Raw genomic sequence first — 19007 nt, 5'->3', positions numbered from 1 at the left:
GGATCTCGCTATCAGCTAAGAGGGGTGCGCGCAGGGGCGGCCAGCGAAAGCTTGGCTGCCGAAGCCGGAACGGGAGTTTTCACGCCATCGGGAACGCAGATCGCGCGCACGAAAGCCTTGGTGCGGGCATCGGCCTGCGCTGCGGCGCGACCGGGGATGACCGGGATGGTCGTTTCGCGGCCATTCTTGTCATAGGTCAGCGCGGCGACATTATAGATGCCTGCCTTGCCGGTGCCGCCACGAGCGTCCAGCGCCATCATGTCTTTGAGGCACATCTTGCCGGGACGAACACAGAGGTTGACGATCTTGTCGAACAGGCCATCATCCACCGAGGCAAAGTGACGGACCGGCTCCTTTTCGCTGGGCTGTTCCAGCTGGAGATAGGCCACGGTGTCGAGCGCACCGGCGCTGTCCTTATCGCCACCCTTGGCGATGTTGGCGACCCACTGGTCAAAATCGGCTTCGGTCAGGCCATGGGTCTTGAAACGCATGTGCGAGAAGCCCGAACCCGAATAATTGGCCGAGAAGCCATCGAACGTGCCGGTCTTGTTCAGCACGGCGTTCAACTCGCTCGTCATCGCGGGCATGGCATAGATCTGGCCGGCAAGGGCGGGGATGTAGAAGGAGTTCATGACCGAGGAGGCCGAGATGCTGAAATGCACCGGGCGATCCACCGGCAGAGCCAATTCATTGACCGAGGCGATTTTCTGCTCGGGGTAAATAAACAGCCACTTCCAGTCGAGCGCGACGACCTGGATTTCGAGCGGCTTCGCATTCGCAGCAAGGGGCTTGCCCTCGGCAATGCGCGAGACCGGACGGAACGGATCGAGCGTATGGGTGGTCACCCAGGTCAGCGAACCGAGCGCGATGATGATCATCAGCGGCGCGGCCCAGATCACCAGTTCGAGCTGGGTCGAATGGTGCCATTCGGGCTCATAGCGCGCACCGGCCTTTTCGCGATATTTCCATGCGAAATAAACGGTCAACGCCATCACCGGAATGATGATGATCAGCATCAGCAGGGTGGCCGTGACCACCAGGCTGGCTTCCTGTTTGGCGATGTCGCCCGCGGGGTTCAGCACCACCGGGCTACAGGCGGAGAGCGAGGCGAGGCTGACAAGGCTGCCGAGCCGGCTCGCATGGCGGAAAAGGGTGGGTTGCGTGCTCATAGCGCCCGCGCGTAGGAGCCTCATGCTGCAACCGCGATAGGACATATTGTCCCATCAATTTGATTGCCATCAACGACCTTTTGATGCAGTCTCATCCCAGGCCCGCCAAAAGGCCCTGAAATCTGCGGTTTTCCGCCGGTTTGGAACCTTGTGGACAGGCCGTCATTATACAAAAAGCCGGGTTGTTCCCTGTGGAAAACACCGGCCTGATTTTGGGGATGCTGAACATGACCACCTCCGTTTCAAACGGGGTGGCCGCAGGGGTCGTTTCGGGCCATGCCGGCCATTCCGATCACGTCTCTCCCGGTGAAATCGCCATTGGCGTAATTATCGGCAGAACTTCGGAATTCTTTGACTTTTTCGTCTATGCCATCGCCTCGGTGCTGGTGTTTCCAAGCTTCTTTTTCCCTTTCACCGATGCCTATACCGGCACGCTCTATTCCTTCGCGATCTTTCCGCTGGCCTTTGTCGCGCGGCCTTTGGGCACCTTTGTGTTCATGACCATCGACCGACTCTATGGCCGCACTGCAAAACTGGCGATCGCGCTGTTCCTGCTGGGCGGATCGACGGCGGCCATTTCCTTCCTGCCGGGCTATGCCACGCTGGGCACAACCTCCATCGCGCTGCTCGCCTTGTTCCGACTGGGTCAGGGTTTCGCTCTGGGCGGCAGCTGGGATGGTCTGGCCTCGCTGCTGGCGCTCAATGCGCCGCGTGATCGCCGGGGCTGGTTCGCCATGGTGCCGCAATTGGGCGCGCCGCTGGGGCTGATCGTGGCTTCTTCCATGTTCGCCTTCTTCGTCTCGTCGCTGCCCACCGAGGATTTCCTGAGCTGGGGCTGGCGCTTCCCCTTCTTCGTGGCCTTTGCGATTAACGTGGTGGCGCTCTTTGCCCGCCTGCGTCTGGTCGAATCGCCCGAATTCGTCCGCCTGTTCGAAAGCCGCGACCTGCAGCCGGAAAAGGCCATCGTCACCATCCAGCAGGAAGGGCGCACCATCCTGATCGGCGCGCTGGCGCCTTTGGCCAGCTTTGCGCTGTTCCACATGGTCACGGTGTTTCCGCTCTCCTATGTGATGCTCAACACGCCTGAACGCCCTGCCTCGTTCCTGATTATCGAAACGGGCGCGGCCATGATCGGCGTCATGGCGATCATCGTCTCGGGCTATATGGCGGATCGCTTCGGGCGCCGCGCGGTGCTGGGCGCTTCGGCGGCGGCGATTGCGGCTTTCTCCGGCTTTGCCCCGCAATTGCTGGGTCAGGGCACCGGGGGTGAGGTCGCCTTCATGACCATCGGTTTTGCCATTCTGGGCATCTCGTTTGGCCAGTCCTCGGGCGCGGTGGCGTCGAGCTTCTCGACCCAGCATCGCTATACGGGCTCGGCGCTGACCAGTGACATCGCATGGCTGGTGGGGGCCGCCTTCGCGCCGCTGATCGCGCTGAAACTGGCCACCACCTATGGGCTGATTTCGTCGGGGGCCTATCTGCTTTCTGGCGCTGCGGCCACGCTGATCGCGCTGTGGGCCAATCGCGAACTGGCGGGCAATCGCAACAATGCGATGACCACCATGTCGATGGCGGTTTAATGGGTGTGGCTTAGTATGGGCGGTTTGATTGCCGCCCGCTGGACCATTGCCCGCAGAGCATAGTTCTGCAAAGGAAAGGGGGTCGTGAATGGCCCCCTTTCTCTTGACCTCAAGGCTGTGACCCAGCCCGAGCGCCCCGCGATCAGGGGCGAAAGGCTGCGCGCGCATGCCATTTGGCCCTATCTGGCCTCGCTGGGGCTGGTGGCGGGCTTTTCCCTTGTCGGTATCCTGCTCAATCCATGGCTGGGCGAGGGCTATGCCTCGCTGGTCTTTGTGGTGGGCGTTTCGATGGTGGGGGCGCTCTATGGGCTGATGCCCTCGCTGCTTTGCGCGCTGCTCTCCTCGCTGCTGTTCGACTTTTTCGTGTCCGAGCCGGTCTTCGAACTGGCGATCAGCCGGACCACCGATCTTGCCCCGCCGGTGGTCTTTGCCCTCTGCGCGGTGATTTCGGGCCTGCTTTCGGGCCGCCTGCGCGATGAGGCAACCAGAGCCAATCGCTCCAACCAGCAATTGGCCAGCCTGCTCTCGCTTTCACGCCAATTGCAGAGCGCCAGCAGCGACGAGGCCGTTTATGAGATCCTGTGCGAAAGTCTGCTGACCGGGGGGCCGGAAGGCGGCATCGGCCTCTATCGCATGACCGATGGACGCGCGGTTGCCGTAGGGGCCAGCGCGCAAAGGTCGGAATGGATCGCTCTGGCCAAGGCCGCGATGCTGTGGGAGCCGGAATGGCTGGAGGATGAGCATCTGATCGCCTGCCGGTTGCTGGCGGGCGAACATTGCGTGGGGGCGATGGTGGTGGACCGCGTGACGGCGCGCGCGCGCGGCATCGGCCTGATGCTGGCGCAGGGGCGGATGGCGGCGCTGGCGCTTGAACGGATTGACCTGTCGCTGCGCCTGTCCGAGGCCCATGCCCATGCCCGCACCGAGGAGCTGAAATCCGCGCTGCTCTCCTCGGTCAGCCATGATCTGCGCAGCCCCCTGACCGCGATCAGCGCCTCGGCCGCCAGCCTTTTGCATTTCGGCCCGCAATTCGATCCGGAGACTTCGCGTGAATTGCTCGACGGCATTGTCAAGGAAGCGGCAAGGCTCAATGACCTGACCACCAATCTGCTCCAGATGACGCGGCTGGAGGCGGGCGAGGAGGGGTTGAGCTGGTCGCTGCTGCCCGTCGGCGAGAGTTTGCGCGCGATCATGGGCCGGGTTCAAATGCATCGCCAGACCCATCCGATGACGCTGCACATGCCGCCGCAGGAATTGCTGGTGCGCACCGATGCCACGCTGTTCGATCTGGCCGTGACCAATGTGCTGCAAAACGCGATCCGCTACAGTCCGCCGGGCCGGCCGATCACCATCGCCTGCATGCCCGAGGGCCCCTGGTGCCATATTGCGATCAGCGACGAGGGCCTGGGCATCCCCCCCGCCGAGCAGGAAAGGGTGTTTGACCGCTTCTATCGACTTGCGCGCGACGCCCGTGTGCCGCAAGGCTCGGGGCTTGGGCTGGCCATCGTGCGCGGCTTTGTTCAGGCATCGGGCGGCAGGATTACACTTGAATCGCCGCTGCGCGATGGGCAGGGAACGCGCATCACCATTATCCTGCCCCTGATGGAGCAGGAGCAGGGCCGGTTGGCCGATGAGGATGAGGACGAAATTAGCGCCAATTTGGCGGATGACGCGGATGATCGGGCGCCGGGCGCGGCAGGCATGAAGGCATAAGGAAACCTATGGTTAGCGGTCATATCTTGCTGGTGGATGATGAAGTGGGCATCGTGACGGCGCTGCGCCCGGCCCTGCGCGCGGTGGGCCATGAGGTAACCGTGGCCAGCGATGGCACGGCGGCTCTGGCCAGCTTCCTGCTGGCCGATCCCGATGTGGTGCTGCTCGATCTGGGCCTGCCCGACATGGACGGCAAGCAGGTGATCCGCAAGATCCGCGAGACATCCTCGACCCCGATCATCGTCATCTCCGCCCGCCATCAGGAGGCCGAGAAAATCGCCGCGCTGGACGAAGGGGCCGATGATTACGTCGACAAGCCCTTTGTGCTGGGCGAATTGCTGGCGCGGGTGCGCTCGGCGCTGCGGCGGCGGCAGCATCTGATCGAGGTGCCCGAGGGGCTGGATCTGGGCCATCTGAGCATTGATTTCGGCACGCGCGAGGTGCGCCTGCGCGGCGATCTCATCAAGCTTTCGCCCAAGGAATACAACCTGTTGCGCATGCTGGCCGACAGCGCGGGGCAGGTGGTGACGCAAAAACGCCTGCTGGCCGCGGGATGGGGGCGATCAGAGGCCGATCCGCAATATCTGCGCGTCTATATCGGCATGCTGCGGCAAAAGCTGGAGATCAATCCGTCCGATCCGCAAATGATCCTGACCGAACCGGGCGTGGGTTATCGCCTGCTGGTGCCTGCCTCGGCTTGAGGCGGCCGGTGAAGACAGAAAACAGGAAAAACAGGCGCAAAGGAAAGGGGCCGTCTTCATATCGCTTAGGGATAGGTTGATGATGAAGACGACCACACAAAGTTGCGGATCGGAAAGCCAGACTAAGGTCGGCATGTTTTGTTTTTCTGAAATCGAGACTATCCAGCCGCCGCCCGCCTTGCACCTAAAAATGCCATATATGCCGATCCTTGCCGCCATTTTGGTTGCAAGCCCTGTGTTGCGCGGGGGGCAAATTCAGTAGCCCGGAAAGAGCTTGCGGACCAGTTGTCCGCGCCAGGGCCGACCATGATAATTGAAAAAGAACCAGCCGAACAAACGCGTAAAGCCCAGGACCGGCAGGGCCATCGGATCGCGGTTTTCGCGCATATGGGCATAGAGCGCATGATCGGCCCGGCGCCGGTCCGCCCCCGTGCCGCCGCCGTTGATGCCATAGGCATTGTCATGGCGCTTGCACCCAATGTTGCGGTTGCGGATCCGGCCGTTCATGAAAAGGCAGTATTGGCGCTGGGTCATGGCCATGGATAGACCCGCGCCCGCGCCCGCTTTCAAGCGCAAAATCTTCTACCTGCCCGGATATGACCCGCGCGGGGCGCGCTATTACCACGCGCTGCTGGCCGAGGAAGCGCGCAAGGAGGGCGGCTTGACGCTCTCGCCCCGCGGGCGGGCGGGGGGCAATGTGGCGTGGACGCTGGCGCGTGAGGATGGGGCGGTGTCCGGCGCGCATGAGTTTCTGGTGTGGGACGATATTGTGCGGGCCACTTGGGCCAAGCATCCGCCCGCGCTGCTGTGGCAGGGGATCAGGACCTATTGGCACCTGTGCCGCCATCTGGACTGGACCTTGGCGCGGCGCTGGCCGCACGCGGGGTGGAAGACGCTGTTCCTGCCCGGAGTGCTGTTTATCGCGCTGCCTGTGCTGCTGGCGCTGGGGCTGTGGGTCTTGGCGGGCGGGGGATGGCTGGCGCTGCCGGTGGCGCTGGGGCTGGGCTGGGCGCTGGCGATGGAGTTGCAAAGGCGGCTGCATAGCCTGTGGCTGCTGCGTTTCGTGATTTTCAGCACGATCATCTCGCGGCGCGAGGCGCCCGGGCTAGAGGCGCGGCTGGACAGTTTTGCCGAACGCATCGCGGCCGCGCTGGAGGAGGATTGGGACGAGGTGCTGCTGATCGCCCATTCGGCGGGCACGATCCTGTCGGTGATGGTGATGGCGCGATTGCTGGCGCGGCGGGGCGGGGCGATGCCGCGCCACTTCGCGCTGGTGACACTGGGCAGCGTCATTCAACTGATCGCCTGTCGGAGGGATGCGGCGTGGTTTGGCGAGGATCTCGATACGGTGGCGGCGGGCGATTTGCGCTGGCTCGACATTGCCTCGGTCACGGATGGGGCCTGTGTGCCGCTGGTCGCGCCCTGCCTTGGGCGGGCGAAGGAGGCGCCCGACGGCCTGGTCCAGATCACGCCGCGATGGTTCGTCTATTGCGATCCGGCCCACTATGCCCGGCGGCGGCGGGACAAGTATCAGACCCATTTCGATTATCTGCGGCGATTGGATCGCGCATCGCCGGTGGACTATCTGGGGCTGGTGGCCTCGGCCCGGCCAATCGCGCAATCCATCGCCGCCTTTGAGGCGCAGCGCCATGCGGGCGAATACGCGGGCGAATACGTAGGCCAATGCAATGCCTGAATGTCCTTTTACTCCGCCCTATCCGGTGCCTCTCGCCCAAAAGCCGGGGCTGATCCGCCGCTTCTATCTGGGCTGGTGGAAAAGCTGGCTCGATATGCTTCATGGCCGGGCCTACACGATGAAACTGGGGGTGACGCAATTGCCGGCGGGGCGGGCGTTCATGGTCAATGATATGGCGCTGGTCGAACAGGTGCTGGACGATGCGGCGCGTTTTCCCAAGCATCGGATGGTGCACGATATGCTGGCCCCGATGATCGGCAACAGCGTGTTTGTCAGCAATGGCGAGGAATGGGCGCATCAGCGCGCGATGATTAATCCCGCCTTTGTTCACACCAATCTTAAGCGCGCCTTTCCGCTGATGGCGGCGGCCACGCGGGATATGATCGCGCGGATGCGTAGGCAGGCCGATGCGGCGGGCGGTGCGGCGATGGACATCGATCCGCTGATGACTCATGTGACGGCTGATGTGATTTTCCGCACGATTTTTTCGGTGAAACTGGGCGAGGCGGAGGCCGAGGCGGTCTATCGCGCCTTTGCCCAGTATCAGACCGTGTCGCAGCGGGCGCATCTGTTGCGCATGTATCGCCTGCCCGGTTTTGGTCTGGAGTGGCGCGCGCGGAAATTGGGACAGAAGGTGCGCGCGGTCTTTGCCCCCATCGTTGCGGCCCGCGTGGCGCAGGAGAGGGCGGGCGAGCGGCGCGATATTCTCGACGCCTTGCTCAATGCCCGCCATCCCGTCACCGGCGCGGGGTTCAGCGCGGAGCAACTTGTGGATCAGTTGGCGCTGATCTTTCTGGCCGGGCATGAGACGACAGCGACTTCGCTGGGCTGGGCGCTCTATCTGCTCTCCGAATGTCCGGAGATGCAGGATCGGCTCCATGCCGAAATCGAGGCGGCGACCAGGGGCGGGGCGCTCGACTATGAGCATGTCAAAGCGCTCGACGGGGTGCGCAATCTCTATCGCGAGGCGCTGCGGCTCTATCCGCCTGTCGGGTTTCTGCCGCGCACGTCCGATACCGATCTCACCATGCGCGACAAGCGAATCGGGGCAGGCGAGTTGATGCTGGTTGCCCCGTGGCTGGTTCAGCGCAATCCGGGCAATTGGGCCTGTCCGCATACCTTTGCGCCCGACCGTTTCGCCACGCCCGAAGGCGCCGCGGCGATGAAGGAGGCGTGGATACCCTTTGGCAAGGGCGAGCGAATCTGCATCGGCGCCGGTTTTGCCCAGCAGGAGGCGGCGCTGATTTTGGCCGAAATCATCCGCAATTTCCGGCTTGAATATCCCGCCGGGCGGCGCAGGCCAGAGGTCGTGGCAAGGCTGACTTTGCGCCCGCGTAAAGGATTCGGGCTGATCGTGCGGGCGCGATAGATCAGACGCGGCGCAAGCGGTCGTAGCGTGTTTCATCCTGACGGGTCAGCACGGAAACGGGGCCGCGTTGATAATAGTCGCGGGTTTCGGTCTGCTTTGCGCTGATTTCCGCCGGACTGCGCAACAGGACAGGGTCGATCGGGCGGGCAAAGGCCACGCCGAAGCGGTTGCTCTGAACCCATGCCACGATGCCTTCGATCGCGCCGATGTTGCGCAGTTCCAGGACGACCATCTCCCCCACCGTTGCGCCATGCGTACCCTCGGCCATCAATCCGGTGGCCGAAACATTGCGGATCTTGACCCGTTCCTCGATATGGCGGTTGGGCCAGTGGCAGATCGAAGACAAGAGCAGATTGTTGCGCGGAGCATTGCGCTGGTCGGCATGGGGATCATTGTTGGTGTCGGACTGAGACATGACTTTGTCCTGAAGCGGAACACAGGGTCGAGTCTTTAGGTCAGACCGGCAAAATTGTGCTGAATCGGGGCTTAGGTTGGTTTGCGTAAGGGGCGGTGGGCGCGTCGGGCGTTGGTCGGAAAATTTGGTGGTTTTGCCCGGTTTCCTGCGTGTTCCCGCTTGAAAGCGACACGTAATTATGATTCTTGGTAATTATGCGACAACGAATGCACAGGCCGAAAATGGCGCGTGAAGCCGTGGCGCAGGGTGTGGCCCTGTGTCTGCTTCTCATCATGCTCGCCGTGGCCATCGCCGGGCCCAGCGGTTTGCTGGCATGGAGCGAGAACCGCCAGTTGCTTGAGCAGCGCCGTTTGGAGATCCAGAAATTGGCGGTGCAGCGCGACGAATTGCGCAACCGGGTGAACCTGCTCGATCCGCGTCATGCCGACCCGGATCTGGCCGGAGAATTGCTGCGCAAAAATCTTAATGTTGCGCATCCCGACGAGATCATCATGATGGTAAACTGATCGCGCGGTGATTCCTGCGGCCTGTCAAGTTGGCCATTGGAAGTGATGCGCGGTTATTACAAAATTCGTATGTGACGGTTTGCTGGACGGAGTCTTACTCCTATAGGCAAGGCTGAACATAACGACCTTCAGGGGAAGCGTCTTGGCCAGAACCGGCAAAATTCAGAATGCGGCACCCGCCGCAGCCGATAACTCCCTCAGTGCTCTTCAGGCCGCCTATGAGGCCAATCGGCGCTATGCCGCCAGCGATGAGGAATTGCTGCATTTCTATGAGCAGATGGTGCTCATCCGCCGATTCGAGGAACGCGCGGGTCAATTGTACGGCCTCGGCCTGATCGGCGGCTTCTGCCACCTTTACATCGGTCAGGAAGCGGTCGCCGTCGGCATCCAGTCGGCGCTTAAGGAAGGCCACGACAGCGTCATCACCGGCTATCGCGACCATGGCCACATGCTGGCCTATGGCATCGATCCCAAGGTGATCATGGCCGAATTGACGGGCCGCGAGGCCGGTATCAGCCGTGGCAAGGGCGGCTCGATGCACATGTTCAGCACCAGCCACAAGTTCTACGGCGGCCACGGCATCGTGGGTGCGCAGGTGTCGCTGGGCGCGGGTCTGGCCTTTGCGCATCAGTACAATGAGGATGGCGGTCTGTGCGTTGCCTATTTCGGCGATGGCGCGGCCAACCAGGGTCAGGTTTACGAGAGCTTCAACATGGCAGCTCTGTGGAACCTGCCGATCATCTTTGTTGTGGAAAACAACCAGTATGCGATGGGTACGGCGGTCAACCGTTCGTCGGCCGAAACGCATTTCCATCGTCGCGGCGCGGCTTTCCGCATCCCCGGCATGGATGTGAACGGCATGGACGTTCTGGAAGTGCGCAGCGCGGCCAATCTGGCGGTTGAGCATGTCCGTGCGGGCAATGGCCCGGTGCTGATGGAACTCAACACCTATCGCTATCGCGGCCACTCGATGTCCGATCCGGCCAAGTATCGCAGCCGTGAGGAAGTCAACGAAGTGCGCGATCACCGCGACCCGATCGAGGCGGCCAAGAAGGACCTGCTGGATCGCGGCATCCCTGAGGAAAAGCTCAAGGAAATCGAAAAGCGCATCCGCACCATCTGCACCGAAGCGGCCGATTTTGCCGAAAACTCGCCCGAACCGGCGATGAACGAGCTTTATACCGACGTTCTGGTGGAGACTTACTGAGATGGCGATTGAACTCAAGATGCCCGCTCTCTCGCCCACCATGGAAGAGGGCAAGCTGGCCAAGTGGCTGGTCAAGGTCGGCGACGAAGTGAAGTCGGGTGACATTCTGGCCGAAATCGAAACCGACAAGGCGACGATGGAATTTGAAGCGGTGGACGAAGGCACCATCGGTTCGATCCTGATCGCCGAAGGCACCGAAGGCGTGAAGGTCGGCACGGTCATCGCGCTGATCGGCGGCGAAGGTGAGGCGGCGCCTGCCGCTTCGGCTCCCGCTGCTGCGCCTGCCGCCGCTCCGGTTGCCGCTGCTTCCGCGCCTGCCGCTGCGCCCCGTCCGGCCGATCCGGTCGTGCCCCATGGCACCAACATGAAGACTTCGACCGTGCGTGACGCGCTGCGTGACGCCATGGCCGAGGAAATGCGCCGCGATCCGCGCGTCTTTGTCATGGGCGAAGAAGTGGCCGAATATCAGGGCGCCTATAAGGTGACCCAGGGCCTGCTGGCCGAATTCGGGCCGAAGCGCGTCATCGACACGCCGATCACCGAATATGGCTTTGCCGGTATCGGTACGGGCGCGGCCATGGGCGGTCTGCGCCCGGTGATCGAGTTCATGACGTTCAACTTCGCCATGCAGGCGATTGACCACATCATCAACTCGGCGGCCAAGACCAACTATATGTCGGGCGGCCAGATGCGTTGCCCGGTGGTGTTCCGTGGCCCGAACGGCGCCGCCAGCCGCGTGGGCGCGCAGCACTCGCAGAACTATGGCCCCTGGTATGCCAACGTGCCCGGCCTGATCGTGATCGCGCCTTATGACGCTTCGGATGCCAAGGGCCTGCTCAAGGCCGCCATCCGCAGCGAAGATCCGGTTGTGTTTCTTGAAAACGAGCTGATCTATGGCCGTTCGTTTGAACTGCCCGAGCTGGACGATCACGTTCTGCCCATCGGCAAGGCCCGCATCATGCGTGAGGGCAAGGACGTGACCATCGTGTCCTATTCGATCGGCGTGGGCCTGGCGCTGGAAGCCGCCGAGGAACTGGCGGGCGAGGGCATTGATGCCGAGGTTATCGACCTGCGCACGCTGCGTCCGCTGGACAAGGAAACGGTGCTGGCCTCGCTGGCCAAGACCAACCGCATCGTCGTGGCCGAAGAAGGCTGGCCGACCTGCTCGATCGCTTCGGAAATCGCGGCCATCGCAATGGAGGACGGCTTCGACCATCTCGACGCGCCGGTTGTCCGCGTGTGCAATGAAGACGTTCCGCTGCCCTATGCAGCGAACCTCGAAAAGGCCGCTCTGATCAACACGCCGCGCATCGTCGAGGCGGTCAAGAAGGTCTGCTATCGCTAAGCAGGGCTTTTGGCTGAGGAATTGGGCGCTCCTGCCGAAAGGCACGGGGCGCCTTTTTCTTTGGGCGCTGTATGGCGCGCAAAAGGAAAGGCCGGGGATCGCTCCCCGGCCTTTCCTTTTGCCGATACGCTTTGGATCAGGCGGTTTTCAACGCATTGGCCGCGCTCAGTACCGCGCGCACCGAGGCGGTGGCGATATCATTGTCGAGGCCAACGCCCCACACGGTCTGGCCATCGGGGCCGACGGCTTCGATATAGGCCGCCGCCTTGGCCTCAGACCCTGACGAGAGCGCGTGTTCGGAATAGTCCTTCACCGAGATCTCGACCCCGAAATGCTGCGCCAGCGTGGCGACGACCGAGGAGATCAGACCATTGCCACGCCCGGAGACGCTGCGTTCCTGACCATCGACGCCGATTTTGCCGGCGAACACGCGGGTGCCGTCGGGCGCGCGGGCTTCCTCGTAATCGACCAGTTGCAGATGCTGGGGATCGTTGACGTAATAGACGCGCTGGAACACATCCCAGATGTCGCCCGCCACCAGTTCGCGACCAAGCTCATCGGCCAGTTCCTGAACATGGCGGCTGAAATGCGCCTGCATCTTCTTGGGCAGTTTCAGCCCCTGATCCTGCTCCAGCACCCAGGCAAAGCCGCCCTTGCCGCTCTGCGAATTGACGCGGATGACGGCCTCATACGAACGGCCCAGATCGGCCGGGTCGATCGGCAGATAGGGCACGGCCCAGAGCTGGTCATTGCGCGCTTCCTGTGCGGCAAAGCCCTTCTTGATCGCGTCCTGATGGCTGCCGGAAAAAGCGGTGAACACCAGTTCGCCGCCATAGGGATGGCGCTCGGCCACGGGCAGCTGGTTGCAATATTCAACCGTTTGGATCACCTCGTCGATGTCCGAGAAATCCAGACCCGGCGCCACGCCCTGCGTGTACATATTCATGGCGACGGTCACCAGGCAGCAATTGCCCGTGCGCTCACCATTGCCAAACAGACATCCCTCGACGCGATCCGCACCGGCCATCAGGCCCAGCTCGGCCGCCGCCACGCCCGTCCCGCGATCATTATGCGTGTGCAGCGAGATCACCGCGCTTTCGCGATTGGGCAGGTTGCGGCAGAAATACTCGATCTGGTCGGCGTAAACATTGGGCGTTGCGCATTCGACCGTCGCGGGCAGGTTCAGGATGATCGGGTTCTCCGGCGTCGGCTGGAGAATGTTCATCACCGCCTCACAGCACTCGATGCTGAAATCCAGTTCGGCGGTGGAGAATGTTTCGGGGCTGTATTCGAACTGCCACTTGGTCTGCGGGAAACGTGCGGCATTGTCGCGCAGCAGCTTGGCGGCGTTTTCAGCGATCCCGCGCACCTGCGGCTTTTCCATACCGAACACGACATTGCGCCACAGCGGCGAAACGGCGTTGTAAACATGGACGATGGCCGAATGAATGCCCGCCAACGATTCAAAGCTGGTCTTGATCAGATCCTCGCGCGCCTGCGTCAGCACCTGGATCAGCACGTCGTCGGGCACGCGGCCCTGATCGACGAGGCCGCGAATGAAATCATACTCGGTCGCGCCTGCGCTCGGAAAACCGACCTCGATTTCCTTCAGGCCCACTTTGAGCAGCAGATCAAAGAAGCGGTTCTTCTTTTCCGCGCCCATGGGGTCGATCAGGCTCTGGTTGCCGTCGCGCAGGTCGGTCGAGAGCCAGCGAGGGGCTTTCTCGATCACCTTGGAGGGCCAGGTGCGATCAGGGATGTTGATCGTGGGAAACGGACGATACTTGACCGAGGGGTCTTTCAGCATGGACATGTCAGGATCTCGTAAAGCTGGATAGGCGACTTGAGGCTTGATGCTTGCACCCTTGAGCGCCGCGCGCGCTCAACCGGCACGCCAGCTCACGCCCAAGGGCGGATAAGTCGCAGGGTAAGGTCCAGATGAGCGATCATGGGGAAAGCCTATGGCGCGATAGCGGCGTGAAGTAAAGTCTTGATTGCGCCGCAAGGCGAAAGGACAAAGCGGTTCTGCTCAACGCGCGCCGCAGGCGTCGAACAGGCGATCCACCGGCCCGGCGGGCAGGAACCACAGCACCGCCACCGCGCCCGCGCAGGCGATGCCCGCCCACGGATGCCACAAGGCAAGGCCAAAACCCGCCAGATAGAGCAGCGTCGAAGCCGTCCCCTTGCGCGTGCTGGTGCGGTAATAATCCTCGGCAACGGGGGTGCGGTGGCCGTGGCGGCGGACATCGGCCTGCAGGGGGAGATAGCAGACCGCAGGCGTCAGCATCACGGCCAGATAGAGCATCGTTGCCTCCCGGCTGAAATGATGCTCGCCCAGATAGGCGGTGGCGAAAGGCACCAGCGAGAGCGTGAAGAGCAGCCCCATATTGTTCCACACCAGCCGATTGGTCACCCGCCGTGCATGGGCCAGCAGCCGGTGATGGTTCACCCAATAGATCGCCACATAGGTAAAGCTGAGAACATAGGCGAGGAACACAGGCCAGAGGCGGAGCAGGGGTTGCCAGCCCTCCTCCGCGGGGGCGTGCAGTTCGAGCACCATGATGGTGACAATGATCGCGAGCACACCATCGGAAAACGCCTCGATCCGTCCGATGCTGCCCCGACTTTCCAGTTCACTCTCGCTCATGGTGCCTCCGTTTGGCCGCTGGCGCGATCATGCACCACCCGGTCGAACCACGCCAGATAGGCATCCGCACAAGGATCGGCCGCCAGATGGGCGATCAACGGGCGCAGTAGCGCGGGCGAGGGGCGGGGCGCGCGCGTCACGCTCAGCAGTCCATGGGACAGCGGATCAGCTTTGCGACAGGGCACGATCATGCCCGCCTCCGGAATGGTCATGATGTCGCGCAGGAAATGCGAGCAATCGGTCGACACCACCGGCACGCCATGGGCCAGCGCCTCGACCGCCACGGCGGGGCCGCCCTCAAACGTGCTGGAGACGAACAGCACGTCGGCATCGGCCAGAAAAGGGTCGATGGCAGGGACATGGCCCATGAAGCGCACTTTGTCGCCCAGCCCTATACGGGCCGCCATGTTTTCCATGCGCGGGCGCAGATAGCCTTCGCCCAGCATGGTCAGGCGCGCAGGCGTGATCCGATTGAGCGCCGCGATGGTTTTGAGCGCGAGCGGCGCATCCTTTTGCGGCTCAAACCGACCCGCCCACAGGATCTCCAGTCGGTCCCCGCTGGGGCGATGGACGGCGGGATGATCGGCCAGAAAGACCGGGTCATAAAGCGTCGTTACATTCACCCATGGCGCGATGGCGCGGATCTCGGCCTCAAGCCCGGTGTTCATCGCGGCAAATCCGTCCAGATCGCGGGCAAAACGGCGCAGCAGCCAGCGCACCGGCCCGGCCACAATCCCTTTGGGCACGGCGGGATTGGAAATCTTGGCTACCAACGCGGCGCGCCCCCGCACTTTGGCCAGCGCGGGGATCAGCGGGAAATGGAAATTGCCGGGCAGGAAGATGACGTCGGGCCTCAGGCGCTTGACATAGGGCGCCATCGCCGGGCCGAGCCGCAGACGCGAGGTCAGGCTGCGCGGCAGCGGCGGGTCCAGTTCAACCACCGTAATGCGCGGATCGACCGTATCCTCAAGGCCCCCAGTCCGCGCGCCGCACAGGATCGTGACCCGCCGCCCCTGATCCAGCCAGCGCCGCGCCATGCCCAGCGCAATGCGTTCGGTGCCGCCCCGGTTGAAATCGTGGAAACAGATCAGGATATGGTCGGCGCGCATCATCATCGCCCCAGCCATAAACAAGAAAGCGCGCCGGGCAAGGCTGCCGGGCGCGCTTCCGTGCGATCAGGAAAGAACGTTTAGTTCTTCGTCTGGTCAACCAGCTTGTTGGCGCCGATCCAGGGCATCATGGCGCGCAGCTTGGCGCCGGTTTCCTCGATCGGGTGACGCTTGGCGGCGATGCGCGAAGCCTTCAGCTCGGGCTGACCGGCGCGGTTGTCGAGAACGAAGTTCTTCACGAAGCGGCCCGACTGGATGTCTTCCAGAACGCGCTTCATTTCCTTCTTCGTTTCGTCGGTGATGATGCGCGGACCGGTCACGATGTCGCCATATTCGGCGGTGTTCGAGATCGAATAGCGCATGTTGGCGATACCGCCTTCATACATCAGGTCGACGATCAGCTTCAGCTCGTGAAGGCATTCGAAATAGGCCATCTCCGGCGCATAACCAGCCTCGACCAGCGTTTCGAAACCGGCCTGAACCAGCGCCGTGGCGCCGCCGCAAAGCACAGCCTGCTCGCCGAACAGGTCGGTTTCGCATTCTTCGCGGAAGTTGGTTTCGATGATGCCGCTGCGGCCGCCGCCAACGCCCGAGGCATAGGCCAGAGCGATGTCATGCGCGTTGCCGGTCACGTTCTGATGAATGGCGACCAGGCAGGGCACGCCGCCGCCCTTCACATATTCGCCGCGCACGGTGTGGCCCGGGCCCTTGGGGGCGATCATGATCACGTCGATGTCGGCGCGCGGCTCGATCAGGCCGAAGTGGACGTTCAGGCCATGCGCGAAAGCCAGAGCAGCGCCCGGCTTCAGATTGGCGTGCAGGTCGGCAGCATAGATCGCAGCCTGATGCTCGTCGGGGGCCAGGATCATGAGAACGTCGGCCCAGGCAGCGGCATCAGCGTTCGACAGAACCTTGAAACCGGCGCCTTCCGCCTTGGCGGCCGAGGCCGAACCGGGACGCAGCGCGATGGCCACTTCCTTGACGCCCGAATCGCGCAGGTTCTGCGCATGGGCGTGGCCCTGCGAACCATAGCCGAGGATGGCGATCTTCTTGTTGACGATCAGGTTCAGATCGGCGTCGGCGTCGTAATAGACCTTCACAGCAATTCCCCTTGCATGCCCCCGCGCATGGCGCTTTCCAAAGGGGCTGGACAGGTGCCACCTGTCGGTGGCGGGTTTCAGATTTGGCGCGGCATCTGCATCAGACTGTCGCCCCGGTCAAGTTCAGGATTTCCGCGTGCCCCGCACCATGCCGACAACCCCCGTGCGGGCGGTTTCGACAAGGCCCAGCTCGTTCATCAGGCTGACGAACATGTCGATCTTGTCAGGCGTGCCGGTCAGCTCGAAAATGAAGCTCTGCGTCGTGGTGTCGACGGGGCGCGCGCGGAACACATCGGCAAGGCGCAGCGCCTCGACCCGGTTCTCGCCCTTGCCCACCACCTTGACCAGCGCCAGTTCGCGCTCGACATAGGGGCCTTCCTCGGTCAGATCGATCACCTTGTGCACCGGCACAAGGCGGTCGAGCTGGGCATGGATCTGGTCGATCACATCGGGCGGGCCATGCGTCACGATGGTGATGCGGCTGGTCGTGTGGTCCTCGGTAATTTCCGACACGGTCAGGCTGTCGATATTATAGCCGCGCGCGGTGAACAGACCCGCGATCTTGGCCAGAATGCCCGCCTCATTGTCGACCACCAGCATCAGGACATGGCGTTCCTCGGCGGCGTGCTTGATCTTCATCATCTCTCTCGCCCTCCTTACACCAGCGCCCGCGCTTCATCGTCGATGATCCCGGCCACATTGTCGCCATAGAGGATCATGTCGGTATGCGCCGCGCCCGAGGGGATCATCGGGAAGCAGTTGGTTTCCTTGTGAACACAGCAATCCACGATCACCGGACCCGGATGGTCGATCATCGCCTGAATGCCTGCGTCCAGTTCGGATTCGTTCTGGATGCGGATGCCCTTCCAGCCATAGGCTTCGGCCAGCTTCACGAAATCGGGCAGCGAGTCCGAATAGCTGTTCGAATAACGGCTCTCATAGGTCAGTTCCTGCCACTGGCGGACCATGCCCATCCATTCGTTGTTCAAGATGAACACCTTGACCGGCAGGCGATATTGCGTCGCGGTGCCCAGTTCCTGAATGTTCATCTGGATCGAGGCGTCGCCGGCAATGTCGATCACCAGACTGTCGGGATTGCCCAATTGAGCGCCGATGGCGGCGGGCAGGCCATAACCCATCGTGCCAAGGCCCCCGCTCGTCAGCCACTTGTTGGGGCCGAAGAAGTGGAAATACTGGGCCGCCCACATCTGATGCTGGCCGACCTCGGTGCTGATGACGGGATCGCGGTCCTTGGTCAGCTCGAACAGGCGCTCGATCGCATATTGCGGGGCGATCGTGCTGTTATAGCGCGGATAGGACAGGCTCTTCTTCGCCTTCCAGCCCTTCACGCGCTCTTTCCACGCGCTCAGGTCCTGTGGCTTGCGATTGCCCCCCTTGGCATTTTCCCAGGCCTCGACCATCTGGCCCAGAACGGTCGCGCAATCGCCGACGATGGGCAGATCGACGCGGACGATCTTGTTGATGCTGGAACGGTCGATGTCGATGTGGATCTTGGTCGAATTGGGCGCAAAAGCGTCCAACCGGCCCGTCACGCGGTCATCCCAGCGCGCGCCGATGCACAGGATCAGGTCGGCCTGATTCATCGCCCAGTTGGCCTCATACGTGCCATGCATGCCCAGCATGCCCAGCCAGTCGTCATGATCGGCCGGAAACGCGCCCAGACCCATCAGCGTCGAGGTGACCGGCGCGCCGCTCAGCGCCTGAAGCTGGCGCAGCAGTTCGGAGGCGCGGGGGCCGGAGTTGATGACACCGCCGCCGGTATAGAACACCGGCGCCTTGGCATTGGCCAGCAGTTCAACCGCCTGCGCGATCTCGCTCTCGCTGCCCGCCAGACGCGGCTGGTAGCGGTTGCGGCGCTGGACCGGACCTTCGGGGAAGCTGGCGGTGGCGATCTGAACATCCTTGGGGATGTCGATAACGACCGGGCCGGGGCGGCCCGTCGTGGCGATCTGAAATGCCTCGTCGATCACCTTGGCCAGATCGGCCGGGTCCTTGACCAGATAATTGTGCTTGCAGCAGTGGCGCGTGATGCCAACGGTGTCGGCCTCCTGAAACGCGTCCGAACCGATCAGCGGCGTGCCGACCTGTCCGGTGATGACCACCATTGGGATCGAATCGAGAAAGGCGTCGGCAATGCCGGTGACGGCATTGGTCGCGCCGGGGCCGGATGTGACCAGCACCACGCCGGGCTTGCCGGTGGAGCGCGCATAGCCTTCGGCGGCATGGGCCGCGCCCGCTTCGTGGCGGACAAGGATGTGGCGCATGCGTGCATCGTTAAACAACGCGTCATAGATCGGCAGCACCGCGCCGCCCGGATAGCCGAATACGCATTCGACCCCCTGACGGGCAAGGCTTTCAACCAGAATTTGCGCACCGCTCAGCTCTTGGCTCACGGGAATACATCCTTCTATCACAATGTTTGCGGCCAC

18 protein-coding genes are annotated in these 19007 nt (G+C 62.7%); 9 read left to right on the top strand and 9 right to left on the bottom strand.

The features are described 5' to 3' along the window. Positions 1-11: 11 nt before the first annotated feature. Positions 12-1169: a ubiquinol oxidase subunit II gene (gene cyoA / locus PQ467_RS12885; RefSeq protein ID WP_274173785.1), complete on the bottom strand. Its 1158-nt coding sequence runs from the start codon at positions 1167-1169 to the stop codon at positions 12-14. Positions 1170-1396: 227 nt separating this feature from the next. On the opposite strand from cyoA, the gene PQ467_RS12880 reads away from it, so the two are divergent. The 4 genes from PQ467_RS12880 to PQ467_RS12865 all read left to right on the top strand — a co-directional run bounded on the left by PQ467_RS12880 (position 1397) and on the right by PQ467_RS12865 (position 5425). Beyond that, a complete protein-coding gene (locus PQ467_RS12880; protein ID WP_274173784.1) occupies positions 1397-2749 on the top strand; it encodes an MFS transporter in 1353 nt (450 codons plus the stop codon). 84 nt (positions 2750-2833) lie between these two features. Next, positions 2834-4462 carry a sensor histidine kinase gene (locus tag PQ467_RS12875; protein WP_274173783.1) on the top strand — a complete coding sequence of 543 codons (1629 nt, stop codon included), beginning with the start codon at positions 2834-2836 and terminating at the stop codon, positions 4460-4462. Positions 4463-4470: 8 nt separating this feature from the next. Beyond that, positions 4471-5163: a response regulator transcription factor gene (locus PQ467_RS12870; RefSeq protein ID WP_274173782.1), complete on the top strand. Its 693-nt coding sequence runs from the start codon at positions 4471-4473 to the stop codon at positions 5161-5163. Between the two features lie 79 nt (positions 5164-5242). Continuing rightward, positions 5243-5425 (top strand): hypothetical protein, encoded by a 183-nt coding sequence (locus tag PQ467_RS12865; RefSeq protein WP_274173781.1) that lies wholly within the window; start codon positions 5243-5245, stop codon positions 5423-5425. Here the strand turns inward: PQ467_RS12865 and PQ467_RS12860 are convergent. Beyond that, positions 5419-5703, bottom strand: a complete 285-nt coding sequence (locus PQ467_RS12860) for a hypothetical protein (protein WP_274173780.1) — start codon at positions 5701-5703, stop codon at positions 5419-5421. The two genes, PQ467_RS12865 and PQ467_RS12860, sit on opposite strands and share 7 nt — an antisense overlap. On the opposite strand from PQ467_RS12860, the gene PQ467_RS12855 reads away from it, so the two are divergent. Next, on the top strand, positions 5696-6859 hold the full coding sequence (locus tag PQ467_RS12855) for a hypothetical protein (protein ID WP_274173779.1): 1164 nt from the start codon (positions 5696-5698) through the stop codon (positions 6857-6859). The two genes, PQ467_RS12860 and PQ467_RS12855, sit on opposite strands and share 8 nt — an antisense overlap. Then, entirely contained in the window at positions 6852-8228 is a 1377-nt protein-coding gene (locus PQ467_RS12850) for a cytochrome P450 (protein WP_274173778.1), read from the top strand. Before PQ467_RS12855 ends, PQ467_RS12850 begins: the two co-directional genes overlap by 8 nt. A gap of 1 nt (position 8229) precedes the next feature. Here the strand turns inward: PQ467_RS12850 and PQ467_RS12845 are convergent, their stop codons facing one another. Beyond that, positions 8230-8643: a PilZ domain-containing protein gene (locus PQ467_RS12845; protein ID WP_274173777.1), complete on the bottom strand. Its 414-nt coding sequence runs from the start codon at positions 8641-8643 to the stop codon at positions 8230-8232. A gap of 221 nt (positions 8644-8864) precedes the next feature. On the opposite strand from PQ467_RS12845, the gene PQ467_RS12840 reads away from it, so the two are divergent. The 3 genes from PQ467_RS12840 to PQ467_RS12830 all read left to right on the top strand — a co-directional run bounded on the left by PQ467_RS12840 (position 8865) and on the right by PQ467_RS12830 (position 11701). Continuing rightward, positions 8865-9149, top strand: a complete 285-nt coding sequence (locus PQ467_RS12840) for an FtsB family cell division protein (protein ID WP_274173776.1) — start codon at positions 8865-8867, stop codon at positions 9147-9149. A 142-nt stretch (positions 9150-9291) separates the two neighbouring features. Further along, on the top strand, positions 9292-10356 hold the full coding sequence (gene pdhA / locus PQ467_RS12835) for a pyruvate dehydrogenase (acetyl-transferring) E1 component subunit alpha (protein WP_274173775.1): 1065 nt from the start codon (positions 9292-9294) through the stop codon (positions 10354-10356). A gap of 1 nt (position 10357) precedes the next feature. Beyond that, complete coding sequence (locus PQ467_RS12830; protein WP_274173774.1) at positions 10358-11701, top strand: pyruvate dehydrogenase complex E1 component subunit beta; 1344 nt, start codon at positions 10358-10360, stop codon at positions 11699-11701. A 136-nt stretch (positions 11702-11837) separates the two neighbouring features. Here the strand turns inward: PQ467_RS12830 and leuA are convergent, their stop codons facing one another. From leuA to ilvB, 6 genes are all read right to left on the bottom strand, one after another. After that, positions 11838-13514 (bottom strand): 2-isopropylmalate synthase, encoded by a 1677-nt coding sequence (gene leuA, locus PQ467_RS12825; RefSeq protein ID WP_274173773.1) that lies wholly within the window; start codon positions 13512-13514, stop codon positions 11838-11840. Positions 13515-13730: 216 nt separating this feature from the next. Next, positions 13731-14348: a TMEM175 family protein gene (locus PQ467_RS12820; protein WP_274173772.1), complete on the bottom strand. Its 618-nt coding sequence runs from the start codon at positions 14346-14348 to the stop codon at positions 13731-13733. Beyond that, a complete protein-coding gene (locus PQ467_RS12815) occupies positions 14345-15463 on the bottom strand; it encodes a glycosyltransferase (RefSeq protein ID WP_274173771.1) in 1119 nt (372 codons plus the stop codon). The genes PQ467_RS12820 and PQ467_RS12815 overlap by 4 nt, the downstream gene beginning before the upstream one ends. A gap of 74 nt (positions 15464-15537) precedes the next feature. Continuing rightward, entirely contained in the window at positions 15538-16557 is a 1020-nt protein-coding gene (gene ilvC / locus PQ467_RS12810) for a ketol-acid reductoisomerase (RefSeq protein ID WP_168602527.1), read from the bottom strand. Between the two features lie 123 nt (positions 16558-16680). After that, positions 16681-17196: an acetolactate synthase small subunit gene (gene ilvN, locus PQ467_RS12805; protein WP_274176156.1), complete on the bottom strand. Its 516-nt coding sequence runs from the start codon at positions 17194-17196 to the stop codon at positions 16681-16683. A 17-nt stretch (positions 17197-17213) separates the two neighbouring features. Next, positions 17214-18971: a biosynthetic-type acetolactate synthase large subunit gene (gene ilvB, locus PQ467_RS12800; RefSeq protein ID WP_274173770.1), complete on the bottom strand. Its 1758-nt coding sequence runs from the start codon at positions 18969-18971 to the stop codon at positions 17214-17216. Positions 18972-19007: the final 36 nt, after the last annotated feature.

The sequence above is a fragment of the Novosphingobium sp. KACC 22771 genome, from assembly GCF_028736195.1.
GTDB lineage: Bacteria > Pseudomonadota > Alphaproteobacteria > Sphingomonadales > Sphingomonadaceae > Novosphingobium.
This window is presented reverse-complemented; position numbering and strand designations above follow the sequence as displayed.

What these genes read in the sequence shown, in the direction of transcription:
- PQ467_RS12850 (WP_274173778.1), top strand. Translation starts at nt 6,852, where the DNA reads ATGCCTGAATGTCCTTTTACTCCGCCCTATCCGGTGCCTCTCGCCCAA.
- PQ467_RS12820 (WP_274173772.1), bottom strand. Translation starts at nt 14,348, where the DNA reads ATGAGCGAGAGTGAACTGGAAAGTCGGGGCAGCATCGGACGGATCGAG.
- ilvN (WP_274176156.1), bottom strand. Translation starts at nt 17,196, where the DNA reads ATGAAGATCAAGCACGCCGCCGAGGAACGCCATGTCCTGATGCTGGTG.
- PQ467_RS12880 (WP_274173784.1), top strand. Translation starts at nt 1,397, where the DNA reads ATGACCACCTCCGTTTCAAACGGGGTGGCCGCAGGGGTCGTTTCGGGC.
- PQ467_RS12865 (WP_274173781.1), top strand. Translation starts at nt 5,243, where the DNA reads ATGATGAAGACGACCACACAAAGTTGCGGATCGGAAAGCCAGACTAAG.
- PQ467_RS12830 (WP_274173774.1), top strand. Translation starts at nt 10,358, where the DNA reads ATGGCGATTGAACTCAAGATGCCCGCTCTCTCGCCCACCATGGAAGAG.
- cyoA (WP_274173785.1), bottom strand. Translation starts at nt 1,169, where the DNA reads ATGAGCACGCAACCCACCCTTTTCCGCCATGCGAGCCGGCTCGGCAGC.
- PQ467_RS12855 (WP_274173779.1), top strand. Translation starts at nt 5,696, where the DNA reads ATGGCCATGGATAGACCCGCGCCCGCGCCCGCTTTCAAGCGCAAAATC.
- PQ467_RS12815 (WP_274173771.1), bottom strand. Translation starts at nt 15,463, where the DNA reads ATGATGATGCGCGCCGACCATATCCTGATCTGTTTCCACGATTTCAAC.
- PQ467_RS12845 (WP_274173777.1), bottom strand. Translation starts at nt 8,643, where the DNA reads ATGTCTCAGTCCGACACCAACAATGATCCCCATGCCGACCAGCGCAAT.
- PQ467_RS12870 (WP_274173782.1), top strand. Translation starts at nt 4,471, where the DNA reads ATGGTTAGCGGTCATATCTTGCTGGTGGATGATGAAGTGGGCATCGTG.
- PQ467_RS12840 (WP_274173776.1), top strand. Translation starts at nt 8,865, where the DNA reads ATGGCGCGTGAAGCCGTGGCGCAGGGTGTGGCCCTGTGTCTGCTTCTC.
- PQ467_RS12860 (WP_274173780.1), bottom strand. Translation starts at nt 5,703, where the DNA reads ATGGCCATGACCCAGCGCCAATACTGCCTTTTCATGAACGGCCGGATC.
- leuA (WP_274173773.1), bottom strand. Translation starts at nt 13,514, where the DNA reads ATGTCCATGCTGAAAGACCCCTCGGTCAAGTATCGTCCGTTTCCCACG.